Below are 23,874 nucleotides of genomic sequence, written 5' to 3' on the forward strand. Positions count from 1 at the left end.
CCTACATAATAATATTGCCGAAGGAGATCCGTATATTTGTCATGCAGGAGGCTTATCGTTTCAAAATCCCCACTCATAAGCAATTTACAAGCTTCTTCTTCTCCCTTGGCGACAAGAAACTCTTCAAAGTTCATAGGAAATATATTGATGACATTTACCTTCCCTACGGGATAAGACACATCCTGATGAAGGGATATCCCCAAAAGTGAACCTGCCACAGCTATATGATACTCCGGAACCTCCTCTTTAAAATACTTCAAAGATTCCAGTGCTTCCGGGATATCTTGTATCTCATCAAGGATAATAAGCGTATCACCCGGAGTAATGTCAACGGAAGTCATCGCACGCAGCCCCCGTAAAATTCTGTCAACATTGAAATCCTGAGAAAAAAGCTGGCGTGCAAGGTTATTCTTACGGCATACCACATAAGCCTCTTTTTTGTATTCAAGTTTGGCAAACTCATGGAGCAGCCATGTTTTCCCAACTTGTCGGGCACCATTTAAAATCAGAGGTTTTCTATCCTCACGGTTTTTCCATTCTATAAGTTGTTGCAAAACAAATCTTTTCATCTACAAACAGCATTTTTATACATGTAAAAACAGCGTATAATACATTTATCCGCACTTATTTAAAGCACAAATATACTAAAATAAGCAGATAATAGAAGCAATCTTATACATTTTTCCGCACTTTAATCAACTCCAATGGAAAGCAGTAGCCAATTTAGGATTGCCTTCTCCACGCTCGATGGCCACCAGCGTATTGATGCCCACGCCCGCCAGTTCGGAGAAGTTCCAGCTGATTGACCTTCAAACTCTTCCTGCACTCTTTAATCATCTTTCCTAGCTCTTTCATATTCACAACACATTGTGATTTTAGTCAGTTTTCATCCTAGTTCAAAGAAAAAAACAGCCGATAAAGCAACTATAATCATTGTATTCATATAGATTAACATCATATATTCAAGTTAATCTATATATTTACATGGATTATTTGTATATTTGCAAAAAAGGAACAACCATGTGGAATGAAATGAGCAATCCAGCTGTGCTGATGAGAATCGGCCAGCGCATCAAAGAGACACGTATCAGGCAGCATATCACGCAGGAAGAACTGGCAACGGCTTCCGGTGTAAGCCCCTTGACCGTTGCGAACATCGAGAAGGGCAAATCGGTATCGCTGCTGTTGTTCATCAGCGTACTCCGCTCGCTCGGCCTGCTGGAGAACCTGGAGCAACTGGTACCGGAAATCCGGGTCAGCCCGATAGAGCTCAAAAAACTGCAAGGAAAGAAACGCTACCGTGTACGCCATTTAAAACAAGATAACCATGAATGATTTGATAGTAGATGTAAAGCTATGGGGAGAAAGCGTAGGCTCTCTCTATTGGGAAAAGGAAAGCAATGCCGCCTTGTTCGACTATGAACGGAAGTTCATCCGCTCCGGTCTTGACATTTCTCCCATCATCATGCCCATCAGCCAGTACAGGAACACCCCCTACCGGTTCCTTGAAAACCGTACCGACTGTTTCAAGGGGTTGCCCGGCCTGTTTGCCGATTCACTGCCGGACACTTTCGGAAACCAGATCATCAATGAATGGTTTGCCAGCAAGGGATTGTCTGGAGAAGAGATTACCCCTTTAGACAGGCTTTGCTATGTAGGCAAACGTGGCATGGGCGCACTGGAGTTTGAGCCGTCCTCGCCAATCAACGGCATGAACGAATCATCAGTGCTCCATATCGAGGAACTGACGGAGCTTGCCAAATCCGTATTCACGGACAGAATGGCTTTTCAGGTCCAACTGCGCCAGGAAGGAAGAAACATTCTGGATATACTGAAAGTGGGAACATCTGCCGGAGGTGCCAAGCCCAAGGCCATCATCGCCTACAACGATATTACCGGAGAGGTACGCTCCGGACAGGTAAAAGCTCCTGAAGGATTCGGATATTGGCTGTTGAAATTTGATGGCGGCAAATACAGCGAACACACGCAGATAACGGACAATCCACAAGGAATAGGAAATATCGAATATGCCTATCACCGGATGGCAAAAGCCTGCGGTATCGATATGATGGAATGCCGGTTACTTCAGGAAAAAGAGTCATATCACTTTATGACACGCCGTTTTGACCGTATGAAAGACGGAGAGAAAATCCATGTACAGACATTGGCCGGGCTTGCCCACTATGACCGTGACCAGCGCCATTCATACGAAGAGATATTCCGTATCATGCGGCAGATGAACCTCCCTTATCCAGATCAGGAGGAACTATACCGAAGAATGGTGTTCAACGTCATGAGCCGTAACCATGATGACCATAGCAAGAACTTCTCTTTCCTGATGGATAGACAAGGGAAATGGAAACTGGCCCCGGCATACGACCTCTGCTACTCATACACACCGGGCGGCAAATGGACGAACCGCCACCAACTGTCACTCAACGGCAAACAAGACAATTTCACGATGGAAGATCTGCAAAAGGTAGGTGAGAACATGGGCATCCGGGAACACAAACAGATTATCGAAAAGGTACAGGAAACCGTATCGTATTGGCATGAGACTGCCAAGGATTGCGGGGTCAAGCCGGAACACGCCGATTTTATCGGAAAAAACCTGCTCTTGTTCGGCAAGCAACTGCATACCATCCAAATGCCGGACATTGCCAACGAACAAGAGCAGGCTTTCATGAAGGCTATGCGAAATGATGACTTCAACGCCATCCTGGAACTGAAGATGAGAGGATATCAGCCATCGGAGAACGTACTGAAAAGCCTCCAGCCGGATATATCCGCCACCAACTTCATCGCTGCCGCCAAAATCTTCCAAATGGAAGGGATGCTAAAAAGCCTTCAGGACATAAAGCCTGTGCAAAGCCCGATTATAGGCGGCAATAAGCGTAGCATGGAATTGGGGGATTAACACACAAACGGCATCCTGTACCATTCAATATAATAGTAAATATATTAATTGTTATCTATCATATTTTGATTTAACAGTTAATATATTTACCTTTGCGATATGACAACGAATCACATCACCCAAGCCATGGCCAATCCGGAAATCATAGCGGAACTGGGCAGGCGATTTAAGGAATACAGGCTAACCTATAGGTTCACACGTGTCCACTAAAAATCATTAACACTTCCCTTAACTAATAGTTCTATAGCTATTTGCAGCTATTGCCCCATCTGAGTTTATGAGCCTTTTTTTTACGGCACACAACAAGAAGGAAGGAGGGATTGAGAAAAGTTTTGGACGACAAAAAATGTTGGGGACAGTGAAGCCGTCCGGCGTTATTTTTTTCGGTACAAAGGGCGAAGACCGGAACTCTTTCATATCCATCCACCGAAATAAATTTGCCGTTCAAAAACAAAGGGTCTCAGATGGAGCTATGAAAAAGCACACAAGGGGAGGCAGAAAACAAGGAAAAGGGAAGAACGGAAATAAAAAAAAGTAAAATCCAACAGACAGAACAATAAACAAAAGCATAAATATTAGGCAAAATTGTCCCGATAAAAGAATTATAACATGACTATTGAAGATGAAATCCTCCAATACCTGCACTATCATCCTCTATCAAACAGGGTTGAGATAACGCTTGGGATAACCAATCCTCCCAGTGGCAGGATTGTAAAAAGACTACTGGCCGATGCCGTAACCAAAGGAATGATAGAAGTACTCTAACAATAGTAGTGCCACTATATTATAAGCAGCACTGCAATTGTTCCTTACCCCAGCAAATGCACCTCCTGTAACCTCACCAATCCCAAATACATCTTCAAGAACACCTCCTGATACACCTTCAGATCCGGGAAATAGACGAAAGACTTCCGGGAAAAAGAGAGACATGTGAATGGCCGTTCATTTGGAACCTCCATTTCCGGATAGCGTTTCTTCGCCTGGTCAACCGCCATCTTGTTAAGTGAAGCCACGAAGTTGGCCTGGCGTATCGGATTCCATTTCGGGGTTTCAAGAATCATCATCCCATCTTTCCGCTCAGGAATAACCAAATATTCATCCTGCACGTTACGGGCGTAATAGCACACAAAAGACAAGGCCTCATAGACATTATCCCCTACATGAATACCGATAACCCGTTCTTCAGCCGGTGTACCAGCAAAGCATTCCGCAATCTGCTTCATGGCATACCCATGCAACAAGGCAGCATTAGAAGCCAACAGATAAGCCGGTGCGGTACGCTCTCCTCCCCTATCGATGGCAGCAAAGAGAGAAGGACTCCAACAGAGATGGATGATCTTTCCTTTCTCTTTCTCACGAAGGGAAGCGACACATAACCGGTTGTCAAAGACCAAACGGGCTTTTTTCGTTTCCGGATGGAACTGGAACACGTTCCGTACCCTGTCCGGCTTATGGATATCCATCATCAGATAGCCTTGCCACCCGGACACATGTTTTGTCTTTAAAGTTGTTTCGCTTTCCTCCACATCAAAGAGATAAGACAAGAGCTTTTCCCGCTTGCAACATACGGAAAGAGAAAACTCATCCTGTTCTTTCATCTGCTGCATATCCAATGAAAGGAGAAAAGCCAATTGCCAAGGAGTAAGCTCGGAAAAGCCATGTAATTCGATACAAGAGAACGAACCTTTCTCCGGTGAATAAATGGCATACCCTCGGTCATCAATCTCATATTTCAACATGAAATCCCCTTGTTCGACGGGAAGATAATTCTGTAAAACGGTCTGATAATTCATAAAGAAATATATTATATTAAGTTAGTATTCATAAAGAGAAATCGGGGCCACTCTTGCGTTTCCGTTTCTTTTTGGACGGTATGAGATCATCCTCTTGCGACTTCTTCCCGCTGCCGGTAATGTCAAGATCCGGAATGGCCGTAACTCCCCTACCCTGCATATAGAAAGCCTCACGATCCACCCGCTCACGGAACTCCCCTACCCTATTAATATGTGACGAGAGACCGACTGCCACGCCATCGAAAAGCTTCTGTATATTCTGATAAGTGAGCTTACGGGAAAGATCCGCACCTTTAAAGAGATGAGCATTTTCCACGTTTTCCATATAGAGAGAAATCCCATATGCGCCTTTGCCGTTTACATGCTCCGTCACCCGAATCGATTCTTCCGCCAAGTTCTTCTTGAAATCCTCATATCCGGAAGAAGCGTTCAAAGCCTTAAACACGTGGTCATAGAGATAATGCTTCTGTTCATCGGCACTCATGCCATGCCCATCAAAACGGATATTACCGAAGCGATATTTCTGAGGAAGCGAAACGTCCTTCAGGTAAAAGCCTGAATCCTTGATGCCATAGACATAATAGGATTTGTCCTTCTTGGTGACCAGACGCATATACAATCCTTCTTGTTCCAGGTTCCTTCGGAAATCGGATGTACTTTCGGAAAAAGAGTAGATGCGGTCAAGCTGTTGTAACAGTTCATCCTTGAACAAGGGGTTGAAAAAACCTCCTTTTTCCAGCAATGCGAAAAGGTTGTCATAGCTTTCATCCCCCAACAGGACACGCCATTCTTCATTGGCCAGTTTTATTTCTTGCAAGGGTTTATCCAAAGACCAGTATGTATCGGATTGTTCTAGGACAGCCGATACCTTATCCTTGTAATTATAACTACGCATGGCTTTCTTCAAGGCCGCATCGAAATAATAGTTACGGTATTGCGCCTCTCCCAACGTGGTTCTCTTGCCTCCTTCCCTTTCCAAAGGCAACAGACCGTACTTCTGCTCCAGTTCCCTTGAGATCTTTTCGGAACGGCTGTAATTATTCCCGGAAGGAATGCTTTTGCCTTCTTCATCAATCGTGGTCAGCAGCACATGCACATGGCTGTGTGCCTTGTCGGTATTCAGGACAACGGCATAACAGGACTTTCCGTACCCCATCCTCTCGATATATTCCCCGGCAAGAGAAAGCCACTGTTCATCGGAAAGGCTTTCTCCCGGATAGAGGCTCAGAATAAATTCCGCATAAGGTAGTTTCACCCGGTCATTCAACTGGGAGATAAGTTCCATGTAGGCTGGCATGGCGGCCAGTTCGTCACCGGTGGAGGTGCAAAGCACTTTTCCGTTTCCTTCCTTGACCTTGGAAAGCTGGTATTCGATTTTCCGGCTCATGGACAGGTGGGATGAGAAAGAAGGCTGTATCTCGGCTATCATAACAATTTCCGGTTAATGGTTTCTACATCCGAAAGGTATTGGTTAATCCGATCCAATGAATACAATATATTTTCATCGGACGGAAGCGTATTGATATGTTTGGCAAGCTGGTTGATATTGGCTCCTATTTTACGAAGTTCATATATCATTTGCACATCGGTTTTCGACATGCTTCTGCCTTTCAAGGCAGACTCTCTGATAAAGGAAGAAAGGGATTTTCCCTCTTCCTTTGAACGTTGAAGAAGCTGTTCTTTCTCGGCTTCCGTCAAGCGGATCTTTATACTTATATCTCGATTCTCTTTCATATATACAGAGTATGTGAGTGTAACGAACATTGGTCGGCAGCTCGGCTGTCGCAAGGGTTTTTGTACCCACAAAAACATACCTTGCATTAGCAAAGATATACAATAATACTCAGCTGTGAAATAAAACCAAACAAAAGTCTTGATTTCTTAATCCTGATTAACCGCGCACTTTGTTACAAAGCAACTACGCACATTGTAACAAGCAAACGAAAAGCCATTAGTTACAAAATACATAATTACTAATTATATTATTACAAAGTATGAACATACATACTTAACTATAATATTAATTACATACATAATTATATTCATATTTATATGTGTAAATACTTATATAATTAAGTAAATAAGTGTGTAATAAATTAATTATAAAAGTATGCAATTATTTAATTTATTATTTATATATTTGCGCACATACTTAAAAACGTACATTATGGGACAAATATTACCAGGAGTAGTCGTAGCTTTTGAGAATCCCAAGGGCGGGGTAGGAAAGTCCACATTGACAGCTTTGTTTGCAGGTTATATTCATTCGCAGTCAAACGAAGAGGGTGGCTTATCCATTGCCGTGGTGGATATCGACGACATGCAGAACACTATCGGAAAATTACGTGAGGACGAAGCCGAGGACGGAATCATGAAAAAGGAAGAAGAATATGAGGTTATCAATATCTCTTCCTCAGAGTTCATCAACCAACTGGATTTCCTTCAGGACAATTACGACATTATACTTGTCGATTTTCCGGGTAACCTGAAACAAAACGGTGTAGTTGAAACGCTGCACTTCGTTGACGTGATCATCATTCCCTTCGAACCGAACCAGACCGATTTAAGACCTACATTGACCTTTTACTATAACATCTATGAAGGGATTATTGAAAGCCGTCGAAAGATTGGTAAAAAGACTACCATGCGTGGTGTTATGAACCGTGTTCTTCCGAATGTGCTGGAGTTCAAAGAAATTTTGAAAAATAAAAAAACCTTGCCTTTCGAGTTGATGCAAAACTACATCAAGGATTCAAGGGTTGACTATCAACGCAATTTAAGTACGCTGAGTAAAGCGTACCATCATCCCTGTGATGCGTTCTGTGAAGAGGTATTGGAATTAATCTGTAACCATATAGGAGAATAAAGCTATGGCAACCAACAAAGAAAGGACATCATCAGCCGCCATGAGAAAACTCTTGCTGCAAAGCGCCAGTAAGAAAGAGCAGGAAATCCAGCAGATCGGAAGTGTTGCGGAAAGCACCATTCCCCAACCTGCGATTGAGCAGCCCATCCATGAAGAGGTGAAAGAATCGGCTCCGGTCACAGAAACCGTCCAAGAACCTCAGCCGGAACAAATGGAAAAGCCGGAATCCAAACCTTCCGTGCAGTCTTCTCCAAAAACAGAAGAAAGCAAAGTCTGCGGAAAAAAATTCTCGGAATATCTGGAAGAGCGAAAATTAAAGAATACCGAAGTAATCCGGATATCCAGCGAAACCCACAGAAAGCTGAAGCAGATTGCTATGGCCACGGGATTAGGAATGCACAATATCGCCAACAACATTCTTGAAGACGTATTAACCAGCCATAACAAGGAGATTCAAGCGATACTGAAGAAGTATATGAGCATCTGATTCTACTTTCGGAAAAATATATATACGCCTGTTCGACTGCATTTGTCGGGCAGGCGTTATTTTTGCACGCCATTTTAGTGAAGGCCGGCATTGAACCGGGACACTTTTACACAACTGCGGAAAAATCCCTTTGCCTATTATCCTGGACAATATGTTAAAGAATTCAAACTTCTACTTGTTTCCACCTCAAAATTTTTTCCGAAAGTAAGAATACGGTAACAAAATCATTTCTTCGTTTTATTTAGGTTTTTAGGGATTTAAGTATTTGTGGGACACTTTTACACAACTAATAAGGGAGGTTTTCCGTATAATCAACTATATTATTGCAAGTTAGCACTTACTGGCATCTTCTCGTAACCGGGACACTTCTGCACAACTAACCGACTATTCGGGACACTTCTGCACAACTGAACAGGAAAGTCGGGATACTTTTACACAACTAGAATCTGCATTCGGGACACTTTTACACAACTAAATCAGGAATCCGGGACACTTCTGCACAACTAAACCGGCCATTCGGGACACTTTTACACAACTGGGGGATCGGAAACAGCCGTAGTCGGGACACTTTTACACAACTAAATCAAGAAACAGCACGAAAAAAATGCTTTGGAATCTTCATTTATAGGGAGTTAGATTCACTATCTCCGTAAAAAAACGTATCTTTGCATCAGTAAACAACAAGTGTCCGCCTATGAAGGAAAGTAATACACAAAAAGAGTTGAGCAGAGTCCCCAGGACTCTCAGCGAGTCTTCCAACACGAAAGTATTGGAAGTTCTATTTGATGCAGGCGGCACTGTCATGTCTGACATTATCATTTACGTGGCATCTTCACAAATGAAAGATCTGTTCGGCGACTGCTGGTTCTCCATCAACGATTTTTGTGAGGTCATGGGGTATGAACGAACCAAGTTGCAACGAAAACTGACCGAGAAGCAGCTTGATTTCCTGTTCAGCAACCAACGTCCGGTATATATCACCGAACAGAACGGCCAAAAGATAGAGCATCCGATAGAGAACACCTTTGAAGCGGCGTTATACCGTTTAGGGACATCCAACCTCAGTGTAGCATACGCCATGAACGGCAAGACGCAATATAAGTTCATTCAAATACTGGACCGCTTTGAGATAAAGGATAACTTCGGCACGAAAAAGCGCACCAAGCGGAATTACAACGTGCATCTGAGCAAAGATCTGATGAATACTTTGCTTACCGAATACAATCTGCTGGAACTGAAAGACTACCGTAACCTGCCCAACCGCAAAGGCTACCGCAAGTTTTATCTGAACCTGGCGAAAATGATTTACCTGATCAAGTATAAGATTGACCAAGGACAAGCACCTTATTTCACCGTTACGGTTGACCAACTTGCCAAGGAATTTGATGTAACGGTAAAGGACAACCATGACCGGAAGAAGAAGGTGACCAGCATCTTAAACGGTATCAACAAAAAGCTGGAGAGAACCAAATTCCAATACCAGTACATCAAAGGAAAAGGGGAGAAGTGGCCCTACACCGTACAGTTTTTCTTTGACCAGGAAACATTGGAATATTTCGACGAAAAGATAAAGGCGATACTGACCTCGCAATATCACGATGCGCTTAAATCATGCTTCTTGTTAAACAAGAAAGGCATTCCCGTGAGCAGACATTATCAATATAAGGATTTCTTTAAATTGGGAACCGGCGAATATTATCATGAATTTACCGCATGGCTTTATTCTGAAGAGGACAAGGAGATTAAGGAGAACATCTACCGGGATATCTATATAAAGGTAGTAGGCATTCGTCCAGAAGACCTTGCCGTCAACTTAAATCCCTAAAAGTTGGAACAAAAACCATAAAATAGTATCTTTGCAGCGGATTGTCAGAAAATTGGCAGCCCGCTTTTTACATACGTCCGTCTGTCTAACAAAAGAGTGGCATCTATCGTTAAGGAATTAACAACAACAGGCGCATGCCTGTACCAGTATGAAACTGGTACGGGGCGTGCCTTTGTTGTTGGAACGCCACGTCCATGTTAGAGGGTACGTTTCCGTACCCTTATATAAACATAAAACAAATTCAATGGTTCAAACAATTGCCACCCTGATAGATGAGACGCTCATGGTAATGGGCGCCCATCTTCACGTGCGGATGACAGACGAAGAAAAGGCGTATCTTGATGCTCATTTCGAGCTTATCCATATCAAAAAGGGAGAACACCTCGTCACCAGGGGCGAGGAAGTATGCTACCTCTATTATCTGGAATCCGGCATCGTCCGGTTATGGTTTCCGGACAAAGAGAATAGAGAGATTTCAGCACGGTTTATCCAAGCCAAAGAGTTCATCAATTTTTTCCTTTCACATGAAGAACACCATGCCCACTACAATATCAAGGCATTGGAGCCATGCAAGATCTGGAGATTGCCCAAAAAAGATCTTCATCAGCTATATGAGTTATCCATCAATTTCAACAAGCTGGCCAGAATACATTTGGTAAGATCCATCAACCGCAAAATAATAAGGGAAGAGGAGTTTTACACACTGGATGCCGAAGCGCGTTACAAAGCGCTTTTGGCCAATGAAAAATGGCTGTTACGTTCAATACCCTTAAAAGACATAGCAAGTTATATCGGCATCACGCCACAAGCATTGAGCAACATCCGAAAGCGCATATAAACCAAACCCTATAAGCCGGGCAGGACAGTTTTACACAACTAATCCTATCCGGCTTTTTTCTGTAGAATTATTCCACACCTGCCGGTTTACGGCACATGTATTTTTTAATGCACATTAAATAAACACGAAAGGCCCTTTAAAAGCCCTTCATAAAATTTGTCCTCCCGTATATAATCTATATGTTTGGAGCGAAAACAACGCGATAAGCACCTTGATTCGGTTCTGCCGACAGGAATCCGCGTAAATTGGAAACACCGTATGAGACAAATAGAAAAATATATAACATTAATAACCTAAAGAGTAATTCCCATGGAACACATCAGACTGACTGCTATCAGCCTTAGCCTGCTGTTATGCACCGTAAGCGCTTTTGCGCAACGCCATTATGAGAACATCCCGGCACTTGAATTGAACTACGGCACTAACCTGTTCGGCAATGCAGGCAACTATTACAACCTGTCCTTTTCCAGATACATCAACCGGACAAGCTATTGGAAAGCCGGGTTTAGCTATTTTGAGAAACCTTACGAATACACAGCCAACCTACCGCAAGTCTCTACCTTGAACCCGGAAGAAACGATTCCCGAAACGATACATGACAAGGGTAAGGACTTTTTTGTGGACGGCGGTTATTACAGAACCCTGGCCTGCAACCTGAAATCCGTTTACTGGGGCATCGGCCTGGGAGGATTCATCGGTACAGAATACGTCCGCCACCCCGATAAGGAATACAACTTCATCATCGGCCCGAAACTGGAAACGGAACTGGAAGTATTCATCCTGCCCCGAACGGCATTGCTTGCCCGCATACAACAACATTGGAATCCCCTATCCATTGACAAGTGGAACACTGTCTGGAACGTAGGAATAAAGATACTGCTCTACTAACCGACAAATCATATCACCATGCTTATTATCATATTGTTAGCCGATACAAATGTATCCGGCCTGATCTCCTTATACCGTGAAATAGGCGCCATGCTGATAGGGGTAGGCTTTCTATGTGCCGGACTAGCGGTACTTAAAAAGCTGATAAGCAACCACGAGCGCACCAAAGAGGCCATCATCACCTATATCACGGCATTGGTCACTTGGCTCATTATCTGGCAACTCTTATGAACGTAGTGGATTTGATACTGGTTGCCATACTCGCCTGTGTCACGCTTCACTTTTACTTTCGGAAAAAGAAGAAAGCACTTTCTTCCGGAAAGGAGAAAGAGAAGCCGATAAGGGAGGCGGTGCGCAAGGAAGGGCAGGAGAGAGCCTGTCCGGTCATCTGCGTGGTATTTCAGCCTGAGCTGGAAGAAGAGGAATTGGCTGCCGAGATAGCCGATATGTACCTGCATGGAAGAGCCTACTACTACTCAGGCAAACCACTGCCGGAACAGCCGAAAGAAGAGCCCATATCCATCAAGTATAAGGATGTGCAATGGGAGAGACTGAAAACGATTCATGTTTAATTAAAAAATAGGAACAAAATGAAAGCAATCGAAAATGTAAGAGAAAAAGCGAACCAAGTCATTAACCGCTATGGAAAGGTTATCTTCACCTTTCTCATATTCTTCACGCTGTTGGGAACGGCACAAGTGGCGGAGGCACAAAGCGGCCTGAAGATTAACAGCCTATCCGAAGTGACAGACAAAGCCAAAGAGGGTGCGGACACCATTCTGGACGTAGCCAAATACATTTTGGCGGCGGTACTCGGCATCGCCCTGGTCTTTGTCATCTATTCGCTTGCCACGAACAATCCCCATGCCAAGGAATACCTGCTCGGCTGGATCATCGCCGTGGTAGTCATCATGGTGGCCTTCCTGATTATCTAAAAACGAAGAGCCATGAGAACCATGCGTAAAATCAACAAGCCGATCAAGTTCTTCGGTCTGTCATCGGGACAGTTCGCCATCTTCATGCTGCTGACGGCCATCATCATCATCGTGAGCATATTTAAGCAGCTGCACCCGATACTCATCATCGGAATCATTTCCGCCATTCTGTTTCTATCCGGTCTGCTGTTCCAAACCTTGAAAAAGGAACACAAGGCCGGTAACCCGGACTACCTGACCGGCCTCCGGATCAAGAACGCCACCCCCCGGCAGATAACGGACAAACGGCAGATTTTCAAATTCATCCTAAAACAGCAACCATGATAGGAATCATCATACTCATATCACTGCTAATCTGTGCGCTGTGCCTGCTGATTGCTCTGCTGTATATCCGGCAGACAGAGATAGAGGTGAAGGACAAATCCGTGGATCTGGAAAGTGTCTTGCCTATCCAGACCATCACGGAGAACGCCGTCATCAACGGGAACGGTGACATCACCGTCGGCTACCGGCTGCTTCTGCCCGAAGTGTTCACCTTGTCGGAAAGCGAGGCGCAATACATCCACGAGCGGTTGGAGGCTCTTTTGAAGATGCTTCCGGCAGGCACGGTCATCCATCAGCAGAATTTCTACTATACGGGGCGATACCATCATGCAGAATACTCTTCCAATGCCCTGATAGCGGAGAACAACCGTCATTTCAACGGCAAGGAGATACTGAACAGCTACACCAACCTGTATGTGACGTTCACGAACGGCAGCCGAAACGGTAAGATACGCAAAAGCGCATCGGGCACCTCGCTGATGCGAAAGCTGCACTACCCGTTCAAGCAACCTTATAAGGAATATCAGCAACGGCTGACAGAAATGGAAGCCTTTCTGATGAACTTTGAGAACGGTTTGTCGTCCATCCAGCAGTTTGAGATACGCAAGATGGATGATACGGAACTGAACAACGCCATCTACGACTACGTCAACCTCTCTTACGAGACACCGGAAAACGATGCCACGCAGAAGAGCGTCAACCCTATGGCCGTCAGTGAAAGCGGAAGCATGAAAATAGGGCAGCAGCACGTTTCCATCCTTTCGCTGACCAACGAAGGCGAGCATCTTCAGGAACTGGCCGTGCCGCACACCGGCAAGTCGAAGGCATACGGGGGAAACATAGAGATACCGGACAGCATACGGAGCAAATGCTCGATGCTGTACCCCGTAGGACTTGGCCTGCCGTTCAACCACATCGTAAACATCGTGATAGAGATAACCGATCCAGATGCCACCGTAACGGCCATCGGTGCGGAGAAAGACGCGCTGAACTACATCACCAACTTCTACCCTCCGGCGGCAGAGAAGCAACGCGAGCAGGCAGCCTTCTGCGATGAGATTACCCAGTTCGACTACCAGACCGCCTATACCGCCTTCAATGTCGTGCTGAACGATACAGACCGCACCTCGCTCATGCGGAAAACCGCACTGGTACAGCAAGGCTTCAGCTTTATGAACCAAAGTTCGTGCTATGTGGAGAACGCCGAGCTGTGCAACCTGTTCTTCTGCAACATACCCGGCAATGCCAGGGCCAATTACCGGGGCTTCGTCAACACGACCAAGCAGGCCATCTGCTATCTGCAAAAAGAGGGGATGTACCTTTCGGACGAGAAAGGGCATATCTACCATGACCGTTTCGGTACTCCCGCCAAGATAAACCTCTGGGATTATCCGGCGCTGAACAACAAGAACCGCATCGTTATCGGCCCGTCCGGTTCCGGTAAGTCTTTCTGGCTGAACAATTACATCCTGCAAAGCTATGAGCTGGGCCGGGATATGATGATCATCGACATCGGCGGCTCTTACCGCTCGATGATAGCCTTGAACCGGGGCAAATACTTCGACTCTACCGAGCAGAAGAAATTTGCGTTCAACCCCTTCTTGTGTGACCGTGACAAGAACGGCAAATACCTGTACATCGACACCACGGATGCCGAGTCCGCCGATGACCAGATAAAAACCATCGTCGCCATTATCAGCTACATTTGGAAGGTACGTGAACCCATGCTGCCTGCCGAGAACGCCATTCTCAGGAAATCCGTCATCGGATTTTATGACTATGTGAACAACTCTTCAATAGGAGAGAAGCATGAGCGTATCTTCCCGACGCTGATAACTTACCGGGCTTATCTGAAGGAAGTGTTCAGCAAACGGATGACCGAGTTTGAGAAACAGAAATTCGAGATAGAGGAGCTGTTGCTTTTGCTGGAACCCTATACAGACGGAGAGCTGTCATTCCTGCTGAACGCCACCGAGAACGTGGATATCGTGCATGACCGGCTGATAGCCTTCGATATGGAAGATGCCTCTAAGAAAGAGTACTTTCCGCTCGTTGCCATCATCACCCTGCAAATGATCGTGGATAAAATCAAGAAACGCCAGGGATTTGCCAAAGAACTGATCATCGACGAAGCGCTCGACTTCCTGCAAGACGAGAAATTCGGAGACTTCATCGCCTACCTGTACCGTACCTTCCGTAAAAAGGAGGGAAGCATCACGCTGGCCGCACAGAACATCCTGTTTTTGAAAAACATGCCGTCCAGTATCAAGGACTCCATCATCATCAACTGCGCGACCAAGATTATCCTCGACCATTCGGAACACCGGCAGAACCTGCCGGAAGTGAAAGCCGTGCTTTCCATCACGGACGAAGAGGCCTATATGATCGAGTCGTTGCAACGCACGGAACGCTGGAGAGAGTTTTTCATCAAGATGTCGAACGATGCCTTCATCTTCCGCAACGAAGTGTCCGACTTCGCCGCCGTAGCCTTCGATTCGCGCCAGGCGACGGTAGTACGGCTGAAGCAGTTGTTCAACGAAAGCGGCTCGACCTATACGGCCATCAACCGCTATCTGGAGGAAAGGAGGAAAAAGTATGGATGACGCCACCCAAGGGCTGACCGCCCTTCTAAGCTGGTCAACCGACTTCAACGGCAGTGCATACAATCTTGCCGGAAGCATTGCCGCCGCACTTTTGGGCGTTGCGCTCATTTTCGTGGTATGGGCACTCGCCACGAAAAAGGAAAATGCCAAGAGCTATCTGACAGCCTGGCTGGTATGTGCCATATTCACCTTATTATTCATCACCAACAAATAACCGTCATGAAAAGAATCATTCTCATACTCGGACTTGCCGCCTCGATGGGGCTGACGGGAACCGGCAGTGTTCATGCCCAGTTCGTCGTGCATGATCCCGGCCACACCCTGCTGAACTCAACGGAATGGATCGCCAATGTCAAGAAATGGGTTACACAAATCAATGAAATGATCGATGCCCAGGAACTGCGGCTCGGCCTGCAAAAGATCGACCAGTTGAAGGAACTCAAATCACTGAAAGAGCTTGCCGACCTGCTGGACGACGTAGCCTGCCTGAGCAGCGACTACAGCTTTTACCTGAACGTAGGATCGAATTACCACTGCCTGAAATTTCTCAACTTTCAGCGTGTGACCGTCAATCTGAGCCTGAGTACCGACCTGCTGTTCAAGGTGGCCACCGTGACCAGTTACTTCTCAATGAACTCGGAAGGGCGCATGTCCTTTATCGAGCAGGTGAAGGAATCGGTGGAAAAAGCCGCCGAAGAGATGCGTGAGTTTAACGAATCCGTGCGTTCCACGGTCATTTACAAATCCATGAAGGGGCATAACCGGAAGACCTATTACCAGGGACGGTTGGCCGCTTTCACACGACACACCAATTAAACGTTATGAATCAAGATAATTTTCTCTGGGGACTTCAGATCACGGACGGTCTGACGATGGAACTCGTTTCGCAAATGACGGTCATCGCCTTCGGTGTTGGTGTCATCTGCTTTATCTGCAACCTGGCATACAACTATCTCTATCACGGAGCCAGCCAGCTGTTAAGCCCGAATGAGGACAAATTTCCCGACATGATGGAAATCGCCCGTTGCCTGGTACTGTTCTTCTGCCTAAGCATGTACACCCCCATCGCCCAAACCATCGTAGGCACGATGGAAGTAATCAACGAAGCCACCTCGCTGACCTCCGAGCGTGCGCAGGAATTTGCCCAGTTCATGGCACAATCAGCCACCGAACAAGGAGAGATGATTGTCGAATACGACAAACACAGCCTCCAGTCGGAGGTAGCAGCCGGAGAAGACAACACCGGCGCCATGCAGCACGAACTGGATAAAAAGATGGAAGAGGACGAAATGACCGGTGTACGCTCCAGCGTGGAGAAGATTGTGCAGCTGCTCAACCCCGCCAACCTCGCCACCCTTGTACTTCATGGCATTTCCGCCCTATTGGTAGGAATCATACAAGTAGTCATCTTGGGTATCGGCGTGGTCATTGTCAAGCTATTGGTCATTCTCGGCCCGTTTGTCTTTGCCGTAAGCATGCTGCCGGTCTTTCAGAAACAGTTGAGTATCTGGTTCGGTACGCTCTGCTCCGCCTGTATGGTATTCACCGTCATCAATATCCTGAATCAAATCATGTGGCAGACCTTCAAGGCCATCTATACGGAAAGTGCCGACATGGTAGACGCAGCTACGCAGCAGATACAATATTTAGGAATGGATCTCGCCTTAATCGGTGCTTATTGCAGCTGTTTCTGGCTATCCTCCAAAATCGTAGGACACAGCGATGCCGGGAAAATCATTTCGAAAACCGTGTCAATCGTCACCACGGCGGCCACCATCGCCCTGATGGGAGGCGCAGCGGCAGGCGGCAAGCTGACCAACGTAGGCGGTGCCGCCTCTATCGGGGCAAGTTTCATAAACGACAACAATAAAAAATAGAACTATGAATCTGATGAAATTCAAAGGAGCAGATGATGCGGTCAAGCTGACTATCCGGCTTTCAGCCGGGTACTGCATCATCCTGACTATCGCTTTTGCCAGCAGTATCATCTTCCTTATCAACAAAATAGAAAAAGCATACGGCCAGGCTCTCGTCATCGACAGGCAGGGAGAAGTCTATGAGGCAAGCAGCCTGTCTGCCAGCGATATGCGGCAATACGAATACATGAACCATGTAAAGACCTTCGTAACCCACTGGTATGCCTTTGACGAAAGCAGCTACGAGAAGAACATTTCGCTTGCGCTCAACCTCATAGGCAACAAGGGGAAGGAGCTGTTGAACGAGTACAACGATGTGAATATGCTGAACTCACTCATACAAAAGAATATCCGTTACGGGGTACGCATCAAGGATGTAGAGATTAACACCCAAACGATACCCGTTTCCGGAAAGATAATCTTCACGCAGACCGGGTACCGGGCACGGGGAAGCATCTCACGTAATATCGAAGCGGAGTTCACCATCTATGATATGCTGTCCCGCAGCGAGGAAAATGCGCACGGAGCCAAGATAGAAGATTGGATTGTCCGCTATTCCGAACCCGTGGAAAGCAACGGCGCCAACACATCGCAGGCAGCTTCTCCGGGCAAGAATGAAAACCAGTCAGAAACCTCTAAACCAACCGACCATGGAACCGAATAAACTTATCAAAGACAAGAACAAGCTGTTGATGGCCATCCCGGTAATCCTGGGCATCCTCTTCCTTTATGTATTCTTCATCCGTGAGGACGGGAACGTGCCGTCAGGGAGTGACAGACAGACCGCCTCGCAAGCCTTTCTGGAACCACAGTCGGAAATGGCCGACAAGGTGAACGACAAGATGGAAGCCTATAAGCAGGACAAACTGGAAGAGCAGGAGAAGGCACGCATCCTGAAAGAGTCTCAAGTCAAAGGATCTGATTTTTACTTCGAGCTGCAAAACCAGCAGGAACGGTATGACCGTGCCACACTGGAGCGCATCCGCCGTATGCAGAACGATCCGTACAGCGAAGTCATGGCAGAATACGGAGGTGGCCGGAACGGACGCTTCTCTCATCAGCTGGAAAGCCAACTGGACGGACTGGAGGACGAGCAGGCGCTCAACGAGATTATCCGGGAAGCCAAGAAGAACTCACGCATCCGCAAGGAACTGGAAGAATCCGACAAATACCGCAAGCGCATGTATGAACGGATTGTCAATTATGACCAAGAGGGAAAAACGGAGAAAGCCGCTGCCAACCCTTCCGGCCATCCATCCGCCGACAGCCTGATGCAAAAAGGCCCGATCTACCGTGCCGAAAACGGCAAGCGGGTACGCCGCCAACCGACCTCCACACCGGGAAACAGCAACCTCTTCAGGGCTTGCATCCACGGCGACCAGACCGTAGTCACGGGCAGTACGGTACGGATGCGGTTGCTTCAGGACGTAACCCTATCCGGCATGAAGATACCGGCCAACACGCTGTTTTACGGTGTCGCCACTTTGGGAGCCAACCGCCTCGATGTGGTGGTCAGCAACCTGAAGGTAGGAGACAACCTCAATCCCGTATCGGTGGTTGTCTTCGACAATGATGCCATGGAAGGTTTGAACCTGCCCAATAACCTGAAAGCCAGTGCAGCCAAGCGTATGGAACAAGGTCTTGTACAGAACATCGACATGCCGCTCTCTTCCATCGGCACGATGGCCAGCGAAGTGACCAGCGTAGTCAACGCCACCACCCAGGTAGCCAAGCAAATCTTGAACATGAGCCTCTCACAAGTGAAGGTACATCTCAAGTCCAACTACGAAATGTATATCCAGGAAGAGAGTCAGGAATCGAAGTTGCGCAGGCAAGCCGTGCAAGCGGAGTTACAGAAGCTCTATGAGCAAATGGAACAAGAGAAAACGAACAAGAAAAATCATCCCCTTCAAACATTGATAGACAAATTATGATAGACATTCTCAATTACCTGCTTGCGCTGTCAGCGGTCTTTTTCGGCTATCGGATCTACGTATCACGCCGGAACGGACGAGCCTTTAAAGAAATCCGTCCGCTGACCGTTTCTTTCGGCATTACCCTGCTTCTTCTATGGGGCATTACCGTATTCACCGCCTTTTTTTCAAGAACCGTTTAACATATCGACAACATGAAGAAATATATTTATCTACTGTTTTACTGCTTTGTGTGCAGTCTGCCGCTCTTCGCTCAGGAAAACGGCACTCCCCGGCAACAAGCCATCAGCCAAAAAGACATCTTTATCTCTTTCGACTGTGTGAAACACCTGGTATTCCCTGTGCAAGTATCTGATATCGCCATCGGCGAACAGGAGCTTGTCATGGCCAGCCGGGTAGAAGAGGCGCCCCATATCGTCAGGCTCTCGGCGCAAGCGGAAGGATTCACCGAAGAGACCAACCTGACCGTAGTCTGCATCGACGGAAGCGTTTACACCTATCACATCCGCTACCTTCCCGAAAGCGGCACGGATTCGCACCCGAACATTTACGAGGACAACGGGAAATGGCAGCACCATGACTATCAGGCAGAAGTCAGCGACCTCCATCTGGCCGAGTTCTTCTTTCCGGAGGACATCGCTTACGGAACGCCCGGCAACGAGGTGTCCTTCACTCTGGCCGCCTACAACAACCAGTTGAAAGTATCAACCGCCAAAGATGCCGTGGCATATTCCAACCTGTTTGTGGTGGATAAGGCCATGAACACTTACCACATCACCATCAAACGGGGCAATACCTCCGTATTCACCTACAATTTCGATGACCAGCGCAAATATACCGCCCATGTGGATGTGAACAGCGAGGAAATGGAAAGATGCATCCAAGAGCTGCGCACCAAGAAGCGCAACATCTACAGCCTGGGGGTCATCGAGAACAAGTTTGAGTTGTCAATGGCCAATCTGTATGTGCATGAGGACTTCATGTTTTTCATCTTTGACCTGAAAAACAAATCATACATCGACTACGACATCGAGTTTGTCAAATGTTTCCAGCGTGACCAGAAGAAGAGCAAGAACGCCATCCAGCAAGAAACGACCATCGAACCTATTTATCAGAAAGATTTTGATACGAAAATCAAGGGCAAGAGCCGGAACCGGCTGATACTTGGTTTCGACAAATTCACGATACCCGATGATAAGGTATTCGAGATCGAGATTTACGAGCGAAACGGCGGGCGGCACATCAAGCTGGCCGTGTTGAACGAATACATCCTTTCCGCAGAACCCTTATACAAGCCACAGCCATGAAACTGAGAGAAGCATTAGACACCTATATGTTCGACAACGTGGGACAGTTCGGCGGCATCGCCGAATCACTGGGCTATCAGACCGAATACCGGGACGGATATTTCCGGTTCCGCAAAGACGGGGAAGAGCTGAGCATGAGCGTAAGCGAAATCAGGGAAAAAGCCGGAGCAAAGTACGATGAAAGCCTTCGTGACCAATCAAAAGAACGTGTATCCGCCCTTTTTAACAAGGAACGTGCCAATGATCCTAAATATGTCGCCGAGCTGGAGAAGGAGGGCATCAGCATCAAGCGGTGGGAGAACCTGAAGGGACATGACAAGGACGGCTTTACCGTCATCGACCATCGCCTGAAGGTATGCTACACCGGACAGTCGCTCTATGAATACGCCTACAAGCAAGGGAACATCCTCGACGGGAAAGGCACCAAGCTGGAAAAGGGTATCATGTCTGATTTGATGGAGATACACGGCAAACCGGGGAAGCTCCGTTTAAACGATGACGGAATCTCCGTATTCTACCGCAAAGAGGCGTTGGTTATCCCGGACAAGGTGCTGGGAAAGAAGTTGGGCAAGAAAGAGAAAGAACAGCTGCTTGCCGGTGACATCGTACCCATCACCGTAAATAAGAAGGACATCCTGCTGCAAGTTGACCGGGATCTGAACTCCGTCATCCTGCGCACCAACCAGGAAATCAAGATTCCCGATATCATCGGGCAGACCAGCGAATATGGCGGCTACAAGTTAACCAAAGCCGACAAATACCTGCTCGCCAACGGCCATGCACTGGAGAACAAGCTGCTGCACAGTCCGGAAGGCTACTTCATTGCCGACATCCAACTGACGGATGACAGGAAAGGAGTCATGATACAGAACATACAGAGTATCACTCCCGGCAAGGCACAAGAGCTGATCAAGGCCATGACCCCCAAACTGGAAGCCCATGCGGCCAACATAGAGGCTGCAAAAGAGCAAAAACACGAAGAGGGGCGCAATATGGAAGCCGAGTTTAAGGAAGCGGTGGGCAAACATGACTTTGAAAAAATCGGGAAGCTCAAAGAGGAAGGATATAAACCCAGTGAAGAGTTTATCAAAGGAATCGGTAAGGAACACGGTCTGGATGAAAGGCAAACCCATGAAGTCATCCAGCTGTTCGGCACCAAGCCGGAAGAACAGGGCGAACATGAAAGGCAGGCCGCACGTCTGTTGGATGCCGCACAGACCGACAACTTTCATGTCATCCAAGAGATACAGAAAGAAGGGTACCGGCTCACCCAACAAGACCTTACCCGGATGCGTGAAACGGGTGTGCAAGCCAACACGCTGATAGCCGTACAAAAGATTTTCGGGATGGAAGGCAGCACAAAGACACTGGGAGATGTCAAACTGGCCAGCACACCCAAACCCGACAACAGCAAGGAAATGGCCCGTCCGATAGCCAGCACCATCAACCGGGCTTTCAATGACTTATAACCTAAAAAATCAGGAATTATGGATTACGATGAATTAGTACAGAAAAACATTGCAGGAGAAATCTGTGACTTAGAGTTTCTACTTGCACAGGAAGAGCTTGCACAAGCCTATCAAGAAGAGATGGCTGCCAAGCAGCAAGAGATAAACAACCAAACGGCCAGAGAATGGCTGCTTGATTACGAGAACAGAAATCTATACCAATAAATCATGGATACAGCAAGTGACAAAGCATTACAGCGTTTCGCCGAACTGATGATCGAAAAGATAAAGCAGGTGGAAGACAACTGGCAGAAGCCTTGGTTCGGGATAAAGGGTGGGGGACTTCCGCAAAATATCGAGGGAAGAACCTACAACGGAGTAAATTCCTTCATGTTGTTTCTACTTTCGGAAAAAGAGCAGTACAGCCTGCCGGTCTATATGACCTTCATGCAAGCCAAAGACAGCGGCCTTAACATACTGAAAGGAGAAAAGTCATTCCCGGTCATTTACTGGAATTTCTCAGTAAGAGACAAGAACGGAAAGAAAATACCTTTCGACGTATATAAGAACCTGGATAAAAACGAGCAGCAGGAATATAAGGTCACGCCGTTTCTGAAGACATACAATGTGTTCAACGTACAGCAGACCAATCTTCAGGAAACGAAACCGGAGAAATGGGAAGCATTGAAGGAGCAATTCAAGATACCGGCCATCAAGGACGAGCAAGGGATGCTCACCGTGCCTCTGATTGATGCGATGGTACGGGAACAGCAATGGATCTGCCCCATTTATTCCAAGGAAGGAAATAGTGCTTACCATGCAAGGGGAGAAGATAACCATATCGTCGTACCCCTGAAGGGGCAGTTTAAGGACGGAGAGAATTTCTACTCCACACTACTTCATGAGATGGCGCACTCGACTGGGGAGCCTGAGCATCTGAACCGGGAAAAAGGCGTGATTTTCGGAGACAAGCAATATGCCAAAGAGGAACTGGTTGCCGAACTCACCTCCGCTACCGTCGGGCAAAGCCTGGGCATATCCACCTATATCCGGGAAGAGAATGCCATGTATCTAAAGAACTGGCTGGGAGCCTTGAAAGAAGATCCCAAATTCATCTATAACATCCTTGCCGATGTAGGCAAAGCCAGTAATATGATTCAGGAACACGCCTCACGGATGGAACAGTACCTCACACCGGAGGAACGGTTTACGCTGGCCGTCCTGCAAGACAACCGTCCGGTATTGGAGCAGATGAAGAATGAAGGTTTTATTCCTTCATCCCGACAATTGGAAAACCTCGCCGCCAACCATCCCACGGCAAGCAACCTTGAAACACTATACGGCACTTTCGGCATTTCGCTGCCTGTCATGGAAGCGGAACCGGCCATGAAAAATACGAATGAGCCACAGCTCGGATTATAAACTTTTAAAAACCATCATTATGTTTACAGGACAAATTATCGGTTATGTCGGTGCGGATGCCCGGCAGAACAAGAACGGAAAAGGATTCAACTTCCATGTATCCACCAAGTACAAGAACGTGAACAACGAGGAACAGACCCTATGGGTATGCTGCTTCGTAAATTACGAGAGTAAGGTCTTTGAGTATCTGAAAAAAGGGACACAGGTATATGTCTGCGGCGATGTGTATGCCGATGTATTCCAGAAGGATGACGGTAGCCACATCCCATCCGTCAGCCTGACCGTCTCACGCATTGAGCTACTGGGAAAGGCTGAGAAAAAAGAGAACGGTGACGGAACGGCAACCGGACAACCCCAATAATTGCAACGGC

Annotated in this window: 27 protein-coding genes and 1 pseudogene; 23 read left to right on the top strand and 5 right to left on the bottom strand. The window is 46.8% G+C overall.

Features of this window, described 5'->3' with window-relative positions; all coding sequences use genetic code 11:
- Nucleotides 1-569: ATP-binding protein (locus BSAG_RS15890; protein WP_008997421.1), on the bottom strand; the 569-nt coding region annotated here is incomplete at its 3' end.
- Nucleotides 570-695: 126 nt separating this feature from the next.
- Nucleotides 696-855, bottom strand: a pseudogene (locus tag BSAG_RS25530) (helix-turn-helix domain-containing protein).
- A 129-nt stretch (nucleotides 856-984) separates the two neighbouring features.
- Between BSAG_RS25530 and BSAG_RS15885 the strand changes: the two are divergent.
- Both BSAG_RS15885 and BSAG_RS15880 read left to right on the top strand, forming a co-directional pair.
- Nucleotides 985-1,335 carry a helix-turn-helix transcriptional regulator gene (locus BSAG_RS15885; RefSeq protein WP_005868812.1) on the top strand — a complete coding sequence of 117 codons (351 nt, stop codon included), beginning with the start codon at nucleotides 985-987 and terminating at the stop codon, nucleotides 1,333-1,335.
- Nucleotides 1,328-2,917, top strand: a complete 1,590-nt coding sequence (locus BSAG_RS15880; RefSeq protein ID WP_008771412.1) for a type II toxin-antitoxin system HipA family toxin — start codon at nucleotides 1,328-1,330, stop codon at nucleotides 2,915-2,917. The genes BSAG_RS15885 and BSAG_RS15880 overlap by 8 nt, the downstream gene beginning before the upstream one ends.
- Before the next feature lie 809 nt (nucleotides 2,918-3,726).
- On the opposite strand, the gene BSAG_RS15875 is transcribed toward BSAG_RS15880, so the two are convergent.
- Genes BSAG_RS15875 through BSAG_RS0222910 form a run of 3 tightly spaced genes read right to left on the bottom strand, consistent with a single transcriptional unit; the run spans nucleotide 3,727 to nucleotide 6,474 of the window.
- Nucleotides 3,727-4,710, bottom strand: coding sequence for a hypothetical protein (locus tag BSAG_RS15875; RefSeq protein WP_008771414.1), 984 nt, complete (start codon nucleotides 4,708-4,710; stop codon nucleotides 3,727-3,729).
- Nucleotides 4,711-4,738: 28 nt separating this feature from the next.
- Nucleotides 4,739-6,139, bottom strand: a complete 1,401-nt coding sequence (locus tag BSAG_RS15870) for a relaxase/mobilization nuclease domain-containing protein (RefSeq protein ID WP_008771415.1) — start codon at nucleotides 6,137-6,139, stop codon at nucleotides 4,739-4,741.
- The gene (locus tag BSAG_RS0222910) at nucleotides 6,136-6,474 is read right to left on the bottom strand and encodes a plasmid mobilization protein (RefSeq protein ID WP_008771416.1); all 339 of its coding nucleotides are present in this window, start codon (nucleotides 6,472-6,474) and stop codon (nucleotides 6,136-6,138) included. Before BSAG_RS0222910 ends, BSAG_RS15870 begins: the two co-directional genes overlap by 4 nt.
- A gap of 403 nt (nucleotides 6,475-6,877) precedes the next feature.
- Here BSAG_RS0222910 and BSAG_RS15865 point away from each other — a divergent pair, with 403 nt between their 5' ends.
- From BSAG_RS15865 to BSAG_RS15775, 21 genes are all read left to right on the top strand, one after another.
- Nucleotides 6,878-7,576, top strand: a complete 699-nt coding sequence (locus tag BSAG_RS15865; RefSeq protein ID WP_008997423.1) for a ParA family protein — start codon at nucleotides 6,878-6,880, stop codon at nucleotides 7,574-7,576.
- Between the two features lie 4 nt (nucleotides 7,577-7,580).
- Entirely contained in the window at nucleotides 7,581-8,063 is a 483-nt protein-coding gene (locus BSAG_RS15860) for a DUF3408 domain-containing protein (protein ID WP_008771418.1), read from the top strand.
- A 694-nt stretch (nucleotides 8,064-8,757) separates the two neighbouring features.
- The gene (locus BSAG_RS15855) at nucleotides 8,758-9,888 is read left to right on the top strand and encodes a hypothetical protein (RefSeq protein WP_005868874.1); all 1,131 of its coding nucleotides are present in this window, start codon (nucleotides 8,758-8,760) and stop codon (nucleotides 9,886-9,888) included.
- Nucleotides 9,889-10,132: 244 nt separating this feature from the next.
- On the top strand, nucleotides 10,133-10,726 hold the full coding sequence (locus tag BSAG_RS15850) for a Crp/Fnr family transcriptional regulator (protein WP_005868875.1): 594 nt from the start codon (nucleotides 10,133-10,135) through the stop codon (nucleotides 10,724-10,726).
- 309 nt (nucleotides 10,727-11,035) lie between these two features.
- Nucleotides 11,036-11,614, top strand: a complete 579-nt coding sequence (locus tag BSAG_RS15845) for a conjugal transfer protein TraO (RefSeq protein WP_005868877.1) — start codon at nucleotides 11,036-11,038, stop codon at nucleotides 11,612-11,614.
- Nucleotides 11,615-11,632: 18 nt separating this feature from the next.
- Nucleotides 11,633-11,845 carry a hypothetical protein gene (locus BSAG_RS15840; RefSeq protein ID WP_005868879.1) on the top strand — a complete coding sequence of 71 codons (213 nt, stop codon included), beginning with the start codon at nucleotides 11,633-11,635 and terminating at the stop codon, nucleotides 11,843-11,845.
- Nucleotides 11,842-12,186: a hypothetical protein gene (locus tag BSAG_RS15835; protein WP_005868881.1), complete on the top strand. Its 345-nt coding sequence runs from the start codon at nucleotides 11,842-11,844 to the stop codon at nucleotides 12,184-12,186. The genes BSAG_RS15840 and BSAG_RS15835 overlap by 4 nt, the downstream gene beginning before the upstream one ends.
- A gap of 18 nt (nucleotides 12,187-12,204) precedes the next feature.
- Nucleotides 12,205-12,549, top strand: a complete 345-nt coding sequence (locus BSAG_RS15830) for a hypothetical protein (RefSeq protein ID WP_005868883.1) — start codon at nucleotides 12,205-12,207, stop codon at nucleotides 12,547-12,549.
- A gap of 12 nt (nucleotides 12,550-12,561) precedes the next feature.
- Nucleotides 12,562-12,873, top strand: coding sequence for a hypothetical protein (locus BSAG_RS15825; protein ID WP_005868885.1), 312 nt, complete (start codon nucleotides 12,562-12,564; stop codon nucleotides 12,871-12,873).
- Nucleotides 12,870-15,476: a TraG family conjugative transposon ATPase gene (locus BSAG_RS15820; protein ID WP_008771419.1), complete on the top strand. Its 2,607-nt coding sequence runs from the start codon at nucleotides 12,870-12,872 to the stop codon at nucleotides 15,474-15,476. The genes BSAG_RS15825 and BSAG_RS15820 overlap by 4 nt, the downstream gene beginning before the upstream one ends.
- Nucleotides 15,469-15,690, top strand: coding sequence for a hypothetical protein (locus tag BSAG_RS0222915; RefSeq protein ID WP_008771420.1), 222 nt, complete (start codon nucleotides 15,469-15,471; stop codon nucleotides 15,688-15,690). Before BSAG_RS15820 ends, BSAG_RS0222915 begins: the two co-directional genes overlap by 8 nt.
- 5 nt (nucleotides 15,691-15,695) lie before the next feature.
- The gene (locus tag BSAG_RS15815) at nucleotides 15,696-16,292 is read left to right on the top strand and encodes a hypothetical protein (RefSeq protein WP_008771421.1); all 597 of its coding nucleotides are present in this window, start codon (nucleotides 15,696-15,698) and stop codon (nucleotides 16,290-16,292) included.
- A gap of 5 nt (nucleotides 16,293-16,297) precedes the next feature.
- Nucleotides 16,298-17,353 carry a hypothetical protein gene (locus BSAG_RS15810; RefSeq protein ID WP_008771422.1) on the top strand — a complete coding sequence of 352 codons (1,056 nt, stop codon included), beginning with the start codon at nucleotides 16,298-16,300 and terminating at the stop codon, nucleotides 17,351-17,353.
- 4 nt (nucleotides 17,354-17,357) lie between these two features.
- Entirely contained in the window at nucleotides 17,358-18,056 is a 699-nt protein-coding gene (locus BSAG_RS15805) for a hypothetical protein (RefSeq protein WP_008771423.1), read from the top strand.
- Nucleotides 18,043-19,326 carry a conjugative transposon protein TraM gene (gene traM / locus BSAG_RS15800; protein ID WP_008771424.1) on the top strand — a complete coding sequence of 428 codons (1,284 nt, stop codon included), beginning with the start codon at nucleotides 18,043-18,045 and terminating at the stop codon, nucleotides 19,324-19,326. Before BSAG_RS15805 ends, traM begins: the two co-directional genes overlap by 14 nt.
- Nucleotides 19,323-19,508, top strand: a complete 186-nt coding sequence (locus tag BSAG_RS0222920) for a hypothetical protein (protein ID WP_007564699.1) — start codon at nucleotides 19,323-19,325, stop codon at nucleotides 19,506-19,508. The genes traM and BSAG_RS0222920 overlap by 4 nt, the downstream gene beginning before the upstream one ends.
- Nucleotides 19,509-19,520: 12 nt before the next feature.
- Complete coding sequence (locus BSAG_RS15795; protein WP_008771425.1) at nucleotides 19,521-20,633, top strand: DUF4138 domain-containing protein; 1,113 nt, start codon at nucleotides 19,521-19,523, stop codon at nucleotides 20,631-20,633.
- Nucleotides 20,630-22,102, top strand: a complete 1,473-nt coding sequence (locus BSAG_RS15790) for a DUF3945 domain-containing protein (RefSeq protein ID WP_008771426.1) — start codon at nucleotides 20,630-20,632, stop codon at nucleotides 22,100-22,102. The genes BSAG_RS15795 and BSAG_RS15790 overlap by 4 nt, the downstream gene beginning before the upstream one ends.
- Before the next feature lie 18 nt (nucleotides 22,103-22,120).
- On the top strand, nucleotides 22,121-22,306 hold the full coding sequence (locus BSAG_RS15785) for a hypothetical protein (protein WP_008771427.1): 186 nt from the start codon (nucleotides 22,121-22,123) through the stop codon (nucleotides 22,304-22,306).
- Nucleotides 22,307-22,309: 3 nt separating this feature from the next.
- Nucleotides 22,310-23,503, top strand: coding sequence for an ArdC family protein (locus BSAG_RS15780; RefSeq protein WP_008771428.1), 1,194 nt, complete (start codon nucleotides 22,310-22,312; stop codon nucleotides 23,501-23,503).
- Nucleotides 23,481-23,864 (top strand): single-stranded DNA-binding protein, encoded by a 384-nt coding sequence (locus BSAG_RS15775; RefSeq protein WP_008771429.1) that lies wholly within the window; start codon nucleotides 23,481-23,483, stop codon nucleotides 23,862-23,864. The genes BSAG_RS15780 and BSAG_RS15775 overlap by 23 nt, the downstream gene beginning before the upstream one ends.
- Nucleotides 23,865-23,874 lie beyond the last annotated feature (10 nt).

Origin of the sequence: Bacteroides sp. D1 (assembly GCF_000157095.2) — a bacterium.
GTDB lineage: Bacteria > Bacteroidota > Bacteroidia > Bacteroidales > Bacteroidaceae > Bacteroides > Bacteroides xylanisolvens.

Excerpts from the sequence above, each read along its gene's own strand:
- BSAG_RS15780 (WP_008771428.1), top strand. The coding sequence starts at position 22,310 with ATGGATACAGCAAGTGACAAAGCATTACAGCGTTTCGCCGAACTGATG.
- BSAG_RS0222920 (WP_007564699.1), top strand. The coding sequence starts at position 19,323 with ATGATAGACATTCTCAATTACCTGCTTGCGCTGTCAGCGGTCTTTTTC.
- BSAG_RS15885 (WP_005868812.1), top strand. The coding sequence starts at position 985 with ATGGATTATTTGTATATTTGCAAAAAAGGAACAACCATGTGGAATGAA.
- BSAG_RS15825 (WP_005868885.1), top strand. The coding sequence starts at position 12,562 with ATGAGAACCATGCGTAAAATCAACAAGCCGATCAAGTTCTTCGGTCTG.
- BSAG_RS15820 (WP_008771419.1), top strand. The coding sequence starts at position 12,870 with ATGATAGGAATCATCATACTCATATCACTGCTAATCTGTGCGCTGTGC.
- BSAG_RS15775 (WP_008771429.1), top strand. The coding sequence starts at position 23,481 with ATGAGCCACAGCTCGGATTATAAACTTTTAAAAACCATCATTATGTTT.
- BSAG_RS15870 (WP_008771415.1), bottom strand. The coding sequence starts at position 6,139 with ATGATAGCCGAGATACAGCCTTCTTTCTCATCCCACCTGTCCATGAGC.
- BSAG_RS15875 (WP_008771414.1), bottom strand. The coding sequence starts at position 4,710 with ATGAATTATCAGACCGTTTTACAGAATTATCTTCCCGTCGAACAAGGG.
- BSAG_RS15845 (WP_005868877.1), top strand. The coding sequence starts at position 11,036 with ATGGAACACATCAGACTGACTGCTATCAGCCTTAGCCTGCTGTTATGC.
- BSAG_RS15795 (WP_008771425.1), top strand. The coding sequence starts at position 19,521 with ATGAAGAAATATATTTATCTACTGTTTTACTGCTTTGTGTGCAGTCTG.
- BSAG_RS15810 (WP_008771422.1), top strand. The coding sequence starts at position 16,298 with ATGAATCAAGATAATTTTCTCTGGGGACTTCAGATCACGGACGGTCTG.
- BSAG_RS15850 (WP_005868875.1), top strand. The coding sequence starts at position 10,133 with ATGGTTCAAACAATTGCCACCCTGATAGATGAGACGCTCATGGTAATG.
- BSAG_RS15805 (WP_008771423.1), top strand. The coding sequence starts at position 17,358 with ATGAATCTGATGAAATTCAAAGGAGCAGATGATGCGGTCAAGCTGACT.
- BSAG_RS15835 (WP_005868881.1), top strand. The coding sequence starts at position 11,842 with ATGAACGTAGTGGATTTGATACTGGTTGCCATACTCGCCTGTGTCACG.
- BSAG_RS15785 (WP_008771427.1), top strand. The coding sequence starts at position 22,121 with ATGGATTACGATGAATTAGTACAGAAAAACATTGCAGGAGAAATCTGT.
- BSAG_RS15815 (WP_008771421.1), top strand. The coding sequence starts at position 15,696 with ATGAAAAGAATCATTCTCATACTCGGACTTGCCGCCTCGATGGGGCTG.
- BSAG_RS15860 (WP_008771418.1), top strand. The coding sequence starts at position 7,581 with ATGGCAACCAACAAAGAAAGGACATCATCAGCCGCCATGAGAAAACTC.
- BSAG_RS15855 (WP_005868874.1), top strand. The coding sequence starts at position 8,758 with ATGAAGGAAAGTAATACACAAAAAGAGTTGAGCAGAGTCCCCAGGACT.
- BSAG_RS0222910 (WP_008771416.1), bottom strand. The coding sequence starts at position 6,474 with ATGTTCGTTACACTCACATACTCTGTATATATGAAAGAGAATCGAGAT.
- BSAG_RS15790 (WP_008771426.1), top strand. The coding sequence starts at position 20,630 with ATGAAACTGAGAGAAGCATTAGACACCTATATGTTCGACAACGTGGGA.
- BSAG_RS15830 (WP_005868883.1), top strand. The coding sequence starts at position 12,205 with ATGAAAGCAATCGAAAATGTAAGAGAAAAAGCGAACCAAGTCATTAAC.
- BSAG_RS0222915 (WP_008771420.1), top strand. The coding sequence starts at position 15,469 with ATGGATGACGCCACCCAAGGGCTGACCGCCCTTCTAAGCTGGTCAACC.
- traM (WP_008771424.1), top strand. The coding sequence starts at position 18,043 with ATGGAACCGAATAAACTTATCAAAGACAAGAACAAGCTGTTGATGGCC.
- BSAG_RS15880 (WP_008771412.1), top strand. The coding sequence starts at position 1,328 with ATGAATGATTTGATAGTAGATGTAAAGCTATGGGGAGAAAGCGTAGGC.
- BSAG_RS15840 (WP_005868879.1), top strand. The coding sequence starts at position 11,633 with ATGCTTATTATCATATTGTTAGCCGATACAAATGTATCCGGCCTGATC.
- BSAG_RS15865 (WP_008997423.1), top strand. The coding sequence starts at position 6,878 with ATGGGACAAATATTACCAGGAGTAGTCGTAGCTTTTGAGAATCCCAAG.